This window comes from Kordiimonas lipolytica, from assembly GCF_042651265.1.
Taxonomy (GTDB): Bacteria; Pseudomonadota; Alphaproteobacteria; order Sphingomonadales; family Kordiimonadaceae; genus Kordiimonas; species Kordiimonas lipolytica.
Genome location: NZ_JBHSCR010000014.1, coordinates 386,573 through 399,922, shown reverse-complemented (window position 1 = coordinate 399,922; position 13,350 = coordinate 386,573). Strand labels below are relative to the sequence as shown.

The 13,350-nt window shown below is 55.2% G+C and carries 16 protein-coding genes; 8 read left to right on the top strand and 8 right to left on the bottom strand.

Annotation, left to right across the window (positions count from 1 at the left end; all coding sequences use genetic code 11):
* The first annotated feature begins 121 nt into the window (after window positions 1-121).
* Together typA and ACFO5Q_RS14475 are read left to right on the top strand one after the other, a co-directional pair.
* Window positions 122-1,954 carry a translational GTPase TypA gene (gene typA / locus ACFO5Q_RS14480; protein WP_068143846.1) on the top strand — a complete coding sequence of 611 codons (1,833 nt, stop codon included), beginning with the start codon at window positions 122-124 and terminating at the stop codon, window positions 1,952-1,954.
* Window positions 1,955-2,199: 245 nt separating this feature from the next.
* A complete protein-coding gene (locus ACFO5Q_RS14475) occupies window positions 2,200-2,337 on the top strand; it encodes a hypothetical protein (RefSeq protein ID WP_156431856.1) in 138 nt (45 codons plus the stop codon).
* 250 nt (window positions 2,338-2,587) lie between these two features.
* Here ACFO5Q_RS14475 and ACFO5Q_RS14470 read toward each other — a convergent pair whose 3' ends face one another.
* Both ACFO5Q_RS14470 and ACFO5Q_RS14465 read right to left on the bottom strand, forming a co-directional pair.
* Window positions 2,588-3,904 carry a pentapeptide repeat-containing protein gene (locus ACFO5Q_RS14470; protein WP_156431855.1) on the bottom strand — a complete coding sequence of 439 codons (1,317 nt, stop codon included), beginning with the start codon at window positions 3,902-3,904 and terminating at the stop codon, window positions 2,588-2,590.
* Window positions 3,882-4,292 (bottom strand): hypothetical protein, encoded by a 411-nt coding sequence (locus ACFO5Q_RS14465; RefSeq protein ID WP_068143843.1) that lies wholly within the window; start codon window positions 4,290-4,292, stop codon window positions 3,882-3,884. Before ACFO5Q_RS14465 ends, ACFO5Q_RS14470 begins: the two co-directional genes overlap by 23 nt.
* A 137-nt stretch (window positions 4,293-4,429) precedes the next feature.
* Here ACFO5Q_RS14465 and ACFO5Q_RS14460 point away from each other — a divergent pair, with 137 nt between their 5' ends.
* A complete protein-coding gene (locus ACFO5Q_RS14460) occupies window positions 4,430-4,726 on the top strand; it encodes a putative quinol monooxygenase (protein WP_068143842.1) in 297 nt (98 codons plus the stop codon).
* Between the two features lie 80 nt (window positions 4,727-4,806).
* Window positions 4,807-5,265, top strand: a complete 459-nt coding sequence (locus tag ACFO5Q_RS14455; protein WP_068143840.1) for a gamma-glutamylcyclotransferase family protein — start codon at window positions 4,807-4,809, stop codon at window positions 5,263-5,265.
* A gap of 90 nt (window positions 5,266-5,355) precedes the next feature.
* Here ACFO5Q_RS14455 and ACFO5Q_RS14450 read toward each other — a convergent pair whose 3' ends face one another.
* Entirely contained in the window at window positions 5,356-6,720 is a 1,365-nt protein-coding gene (locus ACFO5Q_RS14450; protein WP_068143838.1) for a methyl-accepting chemotaxis protein, read from the bottom strand.
* A 242-nt stretch (window positions 6,721-6,962) separates the two neighbouring features.
* Here ACFO5Q_RS14450 and ACFO5Q_RS14445 point away from each other — a divergent pair, with 242 nt between their 5' ends.
* From ACFO5Q_RS14445 to ACFO5Q_RS14435, 3 genes are read left to right on the top strand one after another with little or no spacing between them, the layout of a single operon-like run.
* On the top strand, window positions 6,963-7,178 hold the full coding sequence (locus ACFO5Q_RS14445; protein ID WP_068143836.1) for a hypothetical protein: 216 nt from the start codon (window positions 6,963-6,965) through the stop codon (window positions 7,176-7,178).
* A 9-nt stretch (window positions 7,179-7,187) separates the two neighbouring features.
* Entirely contained in the window at window positions 7,188-7,436 is a 249-nt protein-coding gene (locus ACFO5Q_RS14440; RefSeq protein WP_068143834.1) for a hypothetical protein, read from the top strand.
* Complete coding sequence (locus ACFO5Q_RS14435) at window positions 7,433-7,690, top strand: GlsB/YeaQ/YmgE family stress response membrane protein (protein ID WP_068143832.1); 258 nt, start codon at window positions 7,433-7,435, stop codon at window positions 7,688-7,690. Before ACFO5Q_RS14440 ends, ACFO5Q_RS14435 begins: the two co-directional genes overlap by 4 nt.
* On the opposite strand, the gene ACFO5Q_RS14430 is transcribed toward ACFO5Q_RS14435, so the two are convergent.
* Entirely contained in the window at window positions 7,687-8,817 is a 1,131-nt protein-coding gene (locus ACFO5Q_RS14430; RefSeq protein WP_068143831.1) for an NAD(P)/FAD-dependent oxidoreductase, read from the bottom strand. The genes ACFO5Q_RS14435 and ACFO5Q_RS14430 overlap by 4 nt on opposite strands.
* 101 nt (window positions 8,818-8,918) lie before the next feature.
* Between ACFO5Q_RS14430 and hisN the strand changes: the two genes are divergently transcribed.
* Window positions 8,919-9,725 carry a histidinol-phosphatase gene (gene hisN / locus ACFO5Q_RS14425; protein WP_068143829.1) on the top strand — a complete coding sequence of 269 codons (807 nt, stop codon included), beginning with the start codon at window positions 8,919-8,921 and terminating at the stop codon, window positions 9,723-9,725.
* 109 nt (window positions 9,726-9,834) lie between these two features.
* On the opposite strand, the gene ACFO5Q_RS14420 is transcribed toward hisN, so the two are convergent.
* The 4 genes from ACFO5Q_RS14420 to ACFO5Q_RS14405 form a co-directional block, all read right to left on the bottom strand.
* Window positions 9,835-10,917, bottom strand: a complete 1,083-nt coding sequence (locus ACFO5Q_RS14420; RefSeq protein WP_068143827.1) for an alpha/beta fold hydrolase — start codon at window positions 10,915-10,917, stop codon at window positions 9,835-9,837.
* Between the two features lie 85 nt (window positions 10,918-11,002).
* The gene (locus ACFO5Q_RS14415; RefSeq protein WP_082719668.1) at window positions 11,003-11,467 is read right to left on the bottom strand and encodes a TadE/TadG family type IV pilus assembly protein; all 465 of its coding nucleotides are present in this window, start codon (window positions 11,465-11,467) and stop codon (window positions 11,003-11,005) included.
* Window position 11,468: 1 nt separating this feature from the next.
* On the bottom strand, window positions 11,469-11,942 hold the full coding sequence (locus tag ACFO5Q_RS14410; RefSeq protein ID WP_068143823.1) for a TadE/TadG family type IV pilus assembly protein: 474 nt from the start codon (window positions 11,940-11,942) through the stop codon (window positions 11,469-11,471).
* 6 nt (window positions 11,943-11,948) lie between these two features.
* Window positions 11,949-13,238, bottom strand: coding sequence for a Tad domain-containing protein (locus ACFO5Q_RS14405; protein WP_068143821.1), 1,290 nt, complete (start codon window positions 13,236-13,238; stop codon window positions 11,949-11,951).
* Between the last annotated feature and the right edge of the window lie 112 nt (window positions 13,239-13,350).

Sequence of the window (13,350 nt, the reverse complement as noted above, 5' to 3'; positions counted from 1 at the left end):
TTTCCACTTGCCGCAACGGTCATTCCCGCGTATAAGCCGCGCAAATCTTTTATTTGGGGGCTTCCGATAACAGCGGAAGCCTTTTTTAAGTTGGGGCAACGACAGCCCCCAGGAAGCAGACATGAGTAAGAATATTCGCAACATCGCGATCATCGCCCACGTTGACCACGGCAAGACCACGCTGGTGGACAACCTGTTCAAACAGTCGGGCACCGTGCGCGAAAACCAGCGCGTTGAAGAACGCGCGATGGATTCGGGCGACCTGGAGCGCGAGCGTGGCATCACCATCCTGGCGAAATGCACCAGCGTGATGTGGGGCGACACCCGCATCAACATTGTGGACACCCCAGGTCACGCCGACTTCGGCGGCGAAGTTGAGCGCATCCTGTCGATGGTTGACGGCGTTGTTCTGCTGGTGGACGCAGCCGAAGGCCCGATGCCGCAAACCAAGTTCGTAACCATGAAGGCACTGGCACTTGGCCTGAAGCCAATCGTGGTTGTAAACAAGGTAGACAAGCCGGACGGAGACCCAGACGCTGCAACCGACGCAGTATTCGACCTGTTCGTGAACCTGGATGCCAACGAATACCAGCTGGACTTCCCGATCCTCTATGCTTCCGGCCGCGACGGCTGGTGCGATGACACACTGGACGGCCCGCGCGAAAACCTGCACCCGCTTTTTGAGAAAGTATTGGAACATGTTCCGGCGCCGAAAGTGGTGACCGATGGTAACGCCGACAAGCCGTTCTCCATGCTGGTTTCCATGCTGGACCGTGACAACTTCCTTGGCCGTATCCTGACGGGCCGGATTGAAACGGGCCGTGCGAAAGTGGGTGACGCAATCCACGCGCTCAGCCGTGACAGCAAAGTGATCGAAGTTGGCCGCATCTCGAAGCTACTGTCCTTCCGCGGGCTTGAGCGGACGCCGGTTGAAGAAGCCGAAGCGGGCGACATTGTTGCCATCGCCGGCCTGCAGACCGCCACGGTAGCCGACACAATTGCCGTTCCTGAAGTCAAGGAAGCGCTTCACTCCATCCCGGTTGACCCACCAACCCTTGCCATGACCTTCGCCGTAAACGACAGCCCGCTGGCGGGCCGCGAAGGCAAGCTGGTGACCAGTCGCGTAATCCGCGACCGCCTGATGAAGGAAGCTGAAGGCAACGTGGCCATCAAGATCACCGAAACCGAAAGCAAGGACGCTTTTGAGGTGGCAGGCCGCGGCGAGCTGCAGCTTGGCGTTCTGATCGAGACCATGCGCCGCGAAGGATTTGAGCTGGCGATCAGCCGCCCACGCGTCCTGATGAAGATGGACGAAAACTGCAAGAAGCTGGAGCCATACGAGACGGTTCAGGTGGATGTGGACGAAGCCTATCAGGGCACGGTGGTTGAGAAGATGTCGCTCCGCAAAGCGGAACTGACCGGCATGGTGCCATCAGGCGGCGGCAAGGTCCGCCTGACCTTTGACGCCCCTGCCCGTGGCCTTATCGGTTATCACGGCGAGTTCCTCACCGACACGCGCGGTACCGGCATCATGAACCGCTCCTACGACCGCTACGACGCCTACAAAGGCCCGATCCAGGGCCGTCAGCGTGGCGTTCTGGTTGCGAACGCAAGCGGCAAGGCCGTGACTTATGCGCTCTTTAACCTGCAGGAACGCGGCGTGATCATGATCGAAGGTGGCGATGAGTGCTATGAAGGCATGATCATTGGCGAGCACAGCCGCGACAATGACCTTGACGTGAATGTCCAAAAAGCCAAGCAGCTGACGAACATCCGCGCCGCTGGCAAGGACGAAGCCGTGAAGCTGACCACACCGCGCAAGCTGCCGCTGGAAGAAGCACTGGCCTACATCAACGACGACGAGCTTGTTGAAGTAACGCCAGAGAGCATTCGTCTGCGCAAGCGCTTCCTGCTGCCGCATGAGCGCAAGAAAGCCGCGAAGGCTGCTGAATAAGGCCGCTGTCATTCCCTGAGGCTTCATGCCTGTACAGGGGAAAAGAGAATTCTAAAGGCGATCCAAACGGATCGCCTTTTTTATTGCACCGCTCGCCGCCTTTTTAATGCCGCATTAATCCGTATCTTGTATTTATGAAAAACATCACCAGATAAGGTGAATAAGAGGCGCCCAAAGAGGCACCATAAAAAACACGACAAAAGGGCCAACATAAAGGCTCGATACGACAAGCGAAGGAAGAGACAATGCAACAGCAGAAGCCTGTGCCCACATACGGTATCACCAAAGCACAATATGCCCGCCAGCTGCAGGAATGGGAAGCTGCCCAGTCCTATACGCCAGGCGAAGGCTTCTTTGCCCGCTTCAAGAAAAAGCGCGGCTAACAGCCACCCGGCCATATGAAGAATTTTTACGCCGCAGCAGGCCAGCCTGCTGCGCGTTCCCGCATGCCAGCACTCCGTCATTCCGGGCGAGCGGCGAAAGCCGCGAGGGAACGGAATCTATCTTGATCCACGAAACTAATGGATGCTGATCCAAGTTCAGCATGACAGTGATCACTATTTCTCAACTGTCACCCTGAACCCGTTTGGCGTACCGCCAGCGCTGCAAACAGGGTCCACTGGGCAAAGGCCACTAGCCCAGCTTGAAATAGTTGCGGATGGCCAGAAGCGCGAAGAACAGGAAGATTGTGGAAATCAGGTTATGCACGCCCGCCAGTAGCGTCACCCAGGGCGGCTGCCCGCCAGTGAACAGCGCCTGCACAGCCGCGCTATCATTGGCCTTGATCACACCCAGCACAGGTGTCGCGTTCGAGAAGGTATAATTGATAAGATGAAAGCTGTCTTCCACTGACCAGCCAGCCTCAAACAACCCCGCAAACCCGCCATAAACGGCAAAGAACACAGCAAACAACCCTAGCCACCACATGACAGGCCGCCGGAAACTCAGGCCGCACATGCTGAACAGCTCAAACAAGTTGATCATCAGCGTTTCCCGCACCGTAGCTTCATGCCCACGGCGGCACAGGAGTTCCGCCCTAAAGAAGCGCTTTTCCACTAAATGATGATGTCCATCTGCTGCCAGTTCTTGCATGCGCCGGAGCTTTGCCGCCGCCATAGAGTCCGCGACACGCCATGCTTCAGAGGGTAGAAACATTCTTTCACATGCGCGTAGGCTGAGAGGAGGTGTATCCGGTATCACCACATGAGTTTGTCCCAGGTTGGGGGCAATGGCGAATTGCGCACTTCGGAAATCTGGGACACAATTTTCTGTCTTCGATTTTTCGACTAATTCCAAGAACATTATGCGCAATCGTTCAGGCCACCACCCGAAAGTGACATTAGGCAGTCCCCTGCCTACTTTTCCAAATTCAACATTTTCAAGAGATGTTCCTGCTCCTACGTTAGCTGCAACAAAGCTAGCCCCATTAAGAAACACCGACTTATCAAAGTTTGCAGCCCCAACAATTGTGGCATATGCAAATCTTGCATTTCCCACGAAATATACATCTTGAAACGAAGCTCCTCGGCGTACAATGAAACCTGAGAAATCTGAATGAGAAAGGAACACGGCGCTAATAAACTCGACGCCCCTTACAAACTGCCTTCCCGCAAATCTTGCTCCGCCAACAAATACCGTTTGTTGAAAGTCCGCGTGTGCTACAAAACGTGCAGCCCCCTTTTCATTGGGCCCTATCGAACCTAGGGCGTGGCCCGAGAAATCTGCAAACCACTCAAACAGCACCTGCCTAAAATGCGCTTTTCCCAGAAACTCAGCCCCACTAAAATTTGCGTCCGCTACAAATCTGCTCTTGTCAAACTCCACAGTCCCCGAAAATAAGGCATTACGAAAATCAGCTTGTTGGCAGAAAAACGCCCCAACAAATGAAACGCAAATCGGAAAAGAAACATCCTCGACAAGCTGAATGCTAGGGGGGGGCAGCTTTGCCATTAAATGTAATGCCCTGAAAAGAGACATTGCATGGAAAGCAATACCCAGCGAAGCTAGTATGTGAAATATACTTTACATTTGATGGAAGTTCATCCTCGAAGCATATCCAATTTATAGCAGAGATAACCACCTCAATCTGGTTTGCTCTGTCGTGACGAGTAAGCCATTTGTCTGCTGTAGCTATCACCCAAGAATTCCAAGCTAACTTACCGCGTTTGGCTCGCTCCAAGTGCGTCATTTCATCCAGCCGTTTTGCATATCGCTGCCGCATTGGTGACAGCATCAAATCACCCCGCAACAACTCAGGCACATTGTCGGCATAGATGATCGGCTTGCCCGTTTCCGGATCTGTGTACCCTTGCTCGTCGGTTCTTTTGTCATCAACCATGGCGCTCCCCATCCTTGGTTCACACCAACTATGACCGCAAGGGTCGCACCCATGCAACCAAAAGGCGCTCGTGGCATTAACAGCTGCGAAAGGTCTTGTGACTATACTGGCCCAAATGCACTGCGGGAGGGCCCGACTTGTTGATTGTAACAGGCCTGATTGAGATATCGCCGGAATACCGGCGCGAGGCGACAGAAGCGTTCGAACAGTTCGTTCGCGCCGCGCGCAAGGAGCTAGGCAACATCACCTACCAGATGTCGGAAGACATCGATATGCCGGGGAATTTCCGTTTCTATGAGGAATGGGAAGCCAAGGAAGCCCTCGCCAGGCACTTGAAATCGGAAAATACGGCAAAGTTCCGCCAGGCCCTTGCTGGCATGCAGGTTTTGTCGATCAATGTGAAACGCTATGAAGCGACCCCAGTAAAGCTATAGCCACCACATAAGATAATATTTGACGCAACACGCCTGCGCGTGTTCATAAGAAACTGCTGGGGAAATTGGGAGAGGGTTATATGACCGACCGCAAGGTACAGGTTTTTTTCTACGGTTCTTTTATCAGCTTGAGCGTTTTGGAAGAAGCCGGCATCAAGAAGCGCGCGTTTGCGCCAGCCTGCATTCATGGCTATGAAATGCTGATGCAACCCGTTGCCAATCTGCACGAAAACGGCGACGGCGTTGTATACGGGATTCTGGCGAACCTGACCCACGATGAACTTGAAACGCTTTACACCACGCACCTGTCATCCTTCACGGACTATAAGTATCGGCCTGAGGCCATGCTGGTGATGACCCGCGGCGGCAAGATCGTGCCTGCGCTTGTTTATGTGTGCGATAATATGAAGCCCGAGCAGGCAACAACCGAATATATCGAAAAGGTCCTGAAGGCAGCCAAAAGCTATGGCTTCCCTGGCTGGTACATTGACCATATCGAAAGCCACCGGCCGATCGGCGACCCGAAAAAGCGTAACTAGGGCAAAGGCATCTGCGCCGGCCTCTTCGCTGCAGTTCATGAAAAAGGCCCGCCGAAAGGCGAGCCTTTATTGATCCTACAAGCCGCTAGCTTATCCGCGCAGGCGCGCCAGGAAGCGGTTGACGGAATCTTCCAGAATGCTGGCCTGGTCGGTCAGGCCACCGGTGCTTTCATTCACAACATTGGCGGCACCGGCACTCTTCTGCGCCATTTCCTGCACCCGGCCGACGTTCTGGCCCAGGTTGGCTGTGCCCTGGCTGGCGTTCTGAACGCTTCGGCCAATCTCGCCCGTTGAGGCTTCCTGTTCCACCACTGCGGCGGCAATCATGCCGGAAATCTCGCTCACCTGATTGATGGTGCGGTGAATTTCATTCACGCCGTCCACGGTTTCCTTGGTGGCAGACTGCATGGCAGCCACCTGCTCTTCAATTTCCTGCGTCGCACGTGCCGTCTGGTTCGCTAGGCTTTTCACTTCATTGGCAACCACCGCGAAGCCCTTGCCTGCCTCGCCTGCCCGGGCTGCCTCAATGGTGGCGTTCAACGCCAGCAGGTTGGTTTGCTCTGCGATATCGTTGATCAGGTGTACGACTTCCGCGATCCGTTCGGACGCGCTCGACAGCGAACCTACGCGCTCTGCGGCATCTTTGGTAACCGTCATGGCGTTGATGCTGATGGAATTCGCCTGCTCCACTTGCGTGCGGATCTCGCCGATCGCCCCCGTCAGTCCCTCTGTGGCCTCGGCGACGGAAATCATATCCTGGCTTGTGGCGTCGGTTGCGCTCGCAGCCGCACTCACTTCCATCGTGGTTTGCTCAATCGCATCGGTCATGGTGTCGGCTGCCATCTGCAACTCGGCCACCGCGCCGGAGAGCGACTGGATAACGCCGGAGACTTCGTTTTCAAAGCTGTCCGCAAGGTCAGAACGCATCGCGTCCCGCTCGGCCTTCATTTGGCGTTCCTTGTCCTGCTCTTCCTGCAGGCGGCGCGTTTCCTCAGCGTGGCGCCGTTCTTCCTCTTCACGCTCTGCCGCGGCTTGCTGCGCCTTCGCGTCATCCGCTTCCTGCCGAAGCCGCTCGGTCTCAAGCGCGTTGTTGCGCAGGAACTCAGCCGCGCGCGCCATGGCGGCGATGCCGTCGCCATGGTCCGTATCGGTCACCGGCTTGTCATATTTGCCTTCAGAAAGATAGCTTAGCTCAGCCTGCAGGCGCCTGAGCGGCCCCATGATGCTGGCAGTAATGGCCCAAGACAGGGCAAAGATCGCCGCTATCAGAATGGCTGTCACAATATACACCAGGTTCTGGTGGTTTTCGAACTCAGCCTGCGACACGCGTCCGGCCTGTAGTTCCGCGACCAGCGTCGAAAATTCCCAAACGATGAAAATCATGCCCAGAAACGCCAGAATAGTCAGCGTCCAGATACGGACATTCACTTTGAAATTACGCAGAAAATTGATCATCTCGATACACAACCCCTAGCCTCGAGAGGCTTCCCTAACCCACATAAACATGTGCCTGATTGGCTCAATAGCACAGTAGCTGGCGGTTGCGTATCAAAAACAGCAGCGACATATCGTCGTCCCGGGGGCGGCTTTCAGCAGGGCTTGCAGGCGGCGAAACTTGAAAACACACCGGTCTGTTCCCACATCTTTTAAATAAGACAAAAAAATGTCGACACATAGCGAGGATAGAGGAGGATCAGATGCGCCTGATATTGGCGATACTTTTCCCACCCATGGTGTTTTTCACCATTTGGCGCCCTTTTCAGGGTTTGATGAATGCCCTTTTGTGGATGACCTTCATTGGCTGGCCTGTGGCTGCCATGTGGGCCATTTATGCGCTCAGCCAATACCGCAATGACGAGCTCCGCCGCGAGTTCGACTATGACCGCGGTTACGGCAGGCGCTACCGCTATTAGGAGGGCAGCATGATCAGTGCATTATTGGCTGGCGCCCTTACCGGGCTGCTTGCAGGAAAACTTCTTGAAGGAAAAAGCCTTGGCGGCACCCGCGACATCGCGCTGGGTGCGATAGGGGCAATCGCGGCCTGGTTCATTGTCGGTCTGCTGGGCTTCAGCCCGATCAACATGTTCGGCTCTGTTATAACAGGCTTTTCGGGCGCAATGCTGTTCCGCTTCAGCACACACCCCGCCAACCAGGAGGAGCAGGCTTTATGATCGGAACCATCATTACAGGCGCTATCGTCGGCTTCCTGGCCGGCCACATCATCCGGGGCGAGGGTTATGGCGCCCTTGGCAACATCATACTGGGCATCTTCGGCGGTATGATAGGCAATTTCCTGTTCGGCGTGATTGGCCTTGGGCCCACAGGCTGGATCGGCGATGTCATTGCAGGCGTTGCAGGAGCCCTGATCCTGGTGTTTGCCTTCGGCGAAACCCGGCACCGCAGGCGCCGACGCAGGCGCCATTAACGCAGGCGACAAGGCCGATACGCCTCAGCCATCACACCGTGCCGGGCAAGCATGTCCGGCACACCTTCTTTGAGAACCAGGCTTGCTGCCAATTCAGACCATGCAGGTGATGTCTGAATGCCGTAGCCGCCCTGCCCCACATTCCAGAAAAAGGCCGGGTGATCAGCATCAAACCCAATGACCGGCGCCTTGTCAGGTGCAAAGGTCCTGAGACCTGCCCATTTGGCCTCAATCTTTTCAACCGGCATCCCTGTCGCTTCCTCAAACCGCATGGCCGCGACCGCAACGTCCTCCAGCTCTGGCTGGGCATCGCATGGCTGGCTTTCCGTCTCGTCGGCGGGGGAGACGAGATAGCCATTACCCTCGGGCTTGAAGTAAAACTCTTCGTCCACATCAATAATCACCGGGCCGTGGCGGTCAAACGGCACGCCCTCATGTTTCGGCACCGTAATGATGGTTCGCCTGAGCGGCTTCAGCCCAAGCGGCTCAACGCCAGCGCGGCGGGCAATGTCGTCTGCCCACGCGCCTGCACAGTTGATGAGCACACGCGCTTTCACCTGCCCCAACCGGGTTTTTACATGCCACATGGTACCATCGTGCGCCGCTGCCTCAAGCCCTGCTCCCAGAAGCACTTCCACGCCCGTTTTCTTAGCCGCACGCAAATACCCCTGGTGGAGCGCAGCGACATCCAGGTCACCGCAATCGGGGTCGTCAATGCCGCCGGCGAAGATGCCCTCTTTGAGGTGCGGGGCCTGCTCCAGAACCTCGTCAGCATCCAGCATGCGAACGCCCGGCAAGGCGCCGTGCATTTCATTGAAGACGGCCTCAGCTTGCGTGCGCTGGTTCTCCCTGAACACATGGATAGCACCCAATTTGTTCATCAGTGGGGCCGCACTGAAACCCTCTGGCGGATTGGTCAGGAAATCTTTGGAAGCAGTGGTGAGCGGCTGAAGCTTCGGGCCGCCATATGTTTCAGCATAAAAGGCTGCGGACCGTCCGGTCGTGTGGTAGCCAGCCTGCTCTTCCATATCCAGCATGACCGTCCTGCCATGTGGCGTCAGGCGGTACGCAAGCCCTGCCCCCGCGATACCGGCTCCGACGATCAGAAAATCAGCTTCCATTGCCATACATCCGTTGCTTCTTCCGGGCAATTTGTGGTCTAAAGTGGCCGCAATGGCAAGGCGCCATTGATGAAAATCTTTGTTCACTCACGTCACGGGAACTTATCATGACCGCCACACCACATTCCGATGTGCTTTCAAAGGATCAGGTTGATGAACTCTGCGCCTTCGCCTGCAAGTTGGCTGACGCTGCCGCGGAGATCACGCTCAGCTATTTCCGGCAACCGATTGGTGTGGACGACAAAGACAAGGGCGACGGCTTCGACCCAGTGACCAAGGCAGACCAGGGAGCGGAAAAAGCGATCCGCGCCTTGATTGAAGAACACTACCCCGACCACGGCATCTTCGGCGAAGAATTTGGCATCAAGGAAGCCGCAGGCCCGTTCGAATGGGTGCTTGATCCGGTCGACGGCACACGCGCTTTCATTTCCGGCCTGCCAACCTGGGGAACGCTGATTGCGCTCCGGCACAATGGCGAGCCGGTGATCGGCGTGATCGACCAGCCTTACATCAAGGAACGCTATCTGGGTTGGCCCGGCGGCGCTACGTTGAATGATATGCCCATCAAAACCCGTGCCTGCCCAAGCCTTGACAAGGCTACTCTTTCAAGTACCGACCCAGGCCTGTTCAAGGGTGTTGAGCGCGACCGTTTCGATACGCTTCTAAGGGAAATCCGGCTGGTTCGCTATGGACTTGACTGTTACGCCTATGCCGTGATGGCGGCAGGCCACATGGATATGGTGGTAGAAAGCGGCCTCAAGCCATACGATATGATGGCGCTGATCCCGGTGATCCGGGGTGCTGGCGGATCCGCCACCAATTGGGAAGGGGAGGCGCCAGGCGACTGTGGGCGGCTCCTGGCCTTGGGGGACCCGACACTTCTTGAGCAGGTGATGGATATCCTCCAGTCCTAGCGACTTTGCAATATCAAGCATGCTGCAGCGAAGGCTATCTTCGAAATAGCCCGAAGGACGACCTTTGGGCTATTCTAGCGAACACACTGCCGGGGGGACCGGAAAGAACTCAACTGTCCTCCAATGGGGCCGGTGTGTTGGTCTGCAGCACATCGTCGCCAAAATCAGGGCCATTTTCCAAATCCATCCATGCGGCGATGGCATGCCACAGATCTGCCCGCATCCCGTCGGTTTCTTTCAGGATTTCGTGCATCGCTCCCTTGATGACCACCAGTTTGGCATTCGGCATCCGTTCGGCAAGTTTGGTTTGGGCGGCATTGTCGACGATGCTGTCTTTCTCTGCCTGAAGCATCAGTACCGGCGTTTCGATCCCTTCCGGGCAACCCTCTGCGTTCAGCTTGTCACATGATTTCAAAGCTTCCCATAGCCACTTGTATGTTGCCCCGCCGACGGCCAGCCGCTTGTCCTTGGTTTTGATGAAGAAGTCTTCATCTTCAAAACGGTCATCATCGTGTGTCAGTTTCTTGCGCCAGCCCCAGCGTCCTTCCTTGAAGGCCGTATGGCCAGGAATATAAGCCGCCCCAAGCCCCATATAACGCATGATTAGCGGCAGCCCCTTGGCGACAAAATCTGGCAACCCGCCCGTCGCAATTCTCACCATCGGGGCAACTGTAATGGCTGCATCAGCATAACCGGGGTGTTCCCGAAGGAAGCGCAGGATCACATGACTGCCGGCCGAATGGCCCATCAGAATGAAAGGCTTTGGCATTTTGCCAATCAGCTTTTCTTCAAACAGGGTTTTCACATCGGTCAGGTGTGTGTCGAACGTACGTACATAGTGCTTGTCGCGGTTCGGGTGCGGGCGCCAGGACATGCCCTGACCACGTAGGTCCATGGCTGCACAGGCGAACCCAAGCGCATTAAATATATGCACATCTTCAAGGAATTTTTCGATGAACTCGGTGCGACCAGGCAGGAAGATCACAGTGCCTTTGGGCTCCAAAACCTTGCTTGCTGGAAACCGGGCATACCGAATGCGGCGGTCATCCGGAGCCACAAAATAACTGAAGACCGCATCTTCTGGCACAGTGCGCCGTTTTTCTTTGGCAGCTGCCAAAATCTCGGCACTTGGATATTCTTCGCCAGCCACGCTCATGGCTGCGCTGGCTTCCTGTTCGTTTTCTGTCGTCATAACACACCCATTTTCCCCAATCGTTGCCACTTATAGCCGTTTGAGACAAGCGGTAATTGGGAGAAACTGGCGGTTACACGAAAGTTTAGTAGGGTATTTCTTCTGTCAAAAAGCCTCTGGACTCACCGGTTATGGCAAGTCCGGCATCATCGCCCAAGTTGAGGAATGCCTCTAGCGACAGGATCGGCAAATATTGATATTGCACTTCCACCGTCACCAGTTTGGTCTGATCCGTCGGGTCAACAGGGGATGTGATAATTATGGCCGTAATGTTGTCTGGGTCCAGCCCCAGCAGGTTCGCCTCGGCGATCGCCTGTACGTCATTAGATGTAGCGTCATAATGCACGAGCGCATAGCGCGTCGCTTCCTCTGCCGCATAAAGAACCACCGCCTGCGTGTAGACGATGCGCGACAACTCAATCAGCATGATGATGGTGCCCAGATAAATGGGAATTGTCATGGCGAACTCAACCGCCGCAACACCGTCATCTCGGCAGCGCAAACGCCCCAATAAAGCTTTCAGTCGCTGATATGGAGACGTCTTTGTCATATCAGTTCAACCGCGCTGTTACGGTTTGGCTCAGCGTAAGGCTGCTTGCTATTGCCGGATAAGTCAGCAGAAGATCATATTCTTCAGTGAGTGTTATATCCAGATAGGCCTTCCTGAGCGTGCCATCGTCACATGTGATATCAACCCCGCCAGTGGTGGTACAATCGCTTGCGGATCCGTCTGGACACTCACAATATAGCGTTGCCGTTACTTCACGGGCAGCGCTGGGGTCCGCCGCCGGCGCGGAGGCTTCAACTGCGGCGATTATGGCCGAATAATCGTCATTCACGGGCTTGCGCACGAGCGCATACTGAAGCCCAGCCCTGACCGCGTTTGAAAGCTGCATATTGCGAGCGTAGGCCAGGCCAAAATCTACAACGCCAACAGAAATCAGTGCCAACACCGTCATGATGGCTGCTGTCTCAATAACGATGGAGCCGTCTTCGTCTTTTCGCAGTTTTTGCAGGAACGCCATTTCTCCCTACTCCACCAACATGATCCGGAACTGTGGAGATGTCTCCAGGTTCATGGATTCGCATATTGTATCATCATTGCCGATTACGCTATCGCCAGAAAATGTAACCGTCGCACCCCATACCTGCAGGCAGGATGGTTCTGCCTGGGCGCCGCCGGTGAAAGTGATGTCTGCACGCGGCATATAAATCACACCATCAAGCATGAGGTTAACCCCACCATTGAAGATGGCAGACACCCCTGCACTGCGGTAATCGGCAATAGGGTCCTGATAAACGAGGATACCTTCATATGTATCGCCATCTGTGGTCGGTGCGGAAAGCGTTGCCGTAGCACTACCGTTCATCGAAATGCTACCCACATCACCGGCGGTATCACCTGTGAAAATAAAGGTCACGCCTTCCCCCGAGAACTCGGAGTTCGCATTGGCGATCAGGTCGCCACCTTCGATCACATATACGCCCGGCTCAAATACAATATTCTCACCCTGGATGCGCAAATTGCCGCAGTAACGACCCGGCGTCATTACATCATTGTCACCAACATTTGTGTTGCCAGAAACATCACACCCCATATCGGTTGGGATCGGCAGGCTGGTATATGGATCATCAGCGGGAGTGGACAGCGACTGTGGCGGAGAATCACTCGTGAGAACCCCGCCGCCAGAGACTTCAATATCACCTACAGTTTGCACAGATACCGTATCAAGCTCGGCATTACCCCCGATATAGATGGCCTGCTCGCTAACGCTATTAGATGCCACACCACAGTCGGTCCCCACAATCGTGCTGCCCGAAAAATTCAATGCCCGATCTTCTGTGTCGTCCAGTGCCACGACGCACTGAGTGCCGATAATGAGTGTACCTGCCACGGCCCGCCCCGAGACATTGACGGTGAGCGAGTTGCCTGTAATGGCATAGAAAGCGCTAAGGAACGTCAGCTCTACATTCCGGGAGACAATAATTTCATAAAAGCCGGTCTGCCCTGCATAATCGCCCTGACTTGGGGGAGTATTCAGCGTAAGAGTGTCCCGGGCGGGGTCGAATCCCCGGTCATTCAGGAAAGTAGAAACCTGCGCTTGCAGATCAGCGTCGGTAAAGTTATTGCCGGAGTGCACGGTGTCGATTGCGGCCATATCTGTCAGGTTCTGGACATCACGCCGCTCCATGTACCAGCCTGATACATCCATGCCCAACCCGGCGAAACCCAATATTGCTGGCAACATGAATGCACTTAAAGTGATCATGCCAGCAGTCTCGTCACGCCAGAAGCGTTTTATTTCCGAAAGCTTTATCATCCGAATCGTTTGCCTGTCGTTCCGGTCACGTTGCCTGGACCTAAAACGCTACTGCAGATTCGTTTACATTCGGTGCATAAATAACCCGTTTTTTAGCAAAATTGGCGATTGA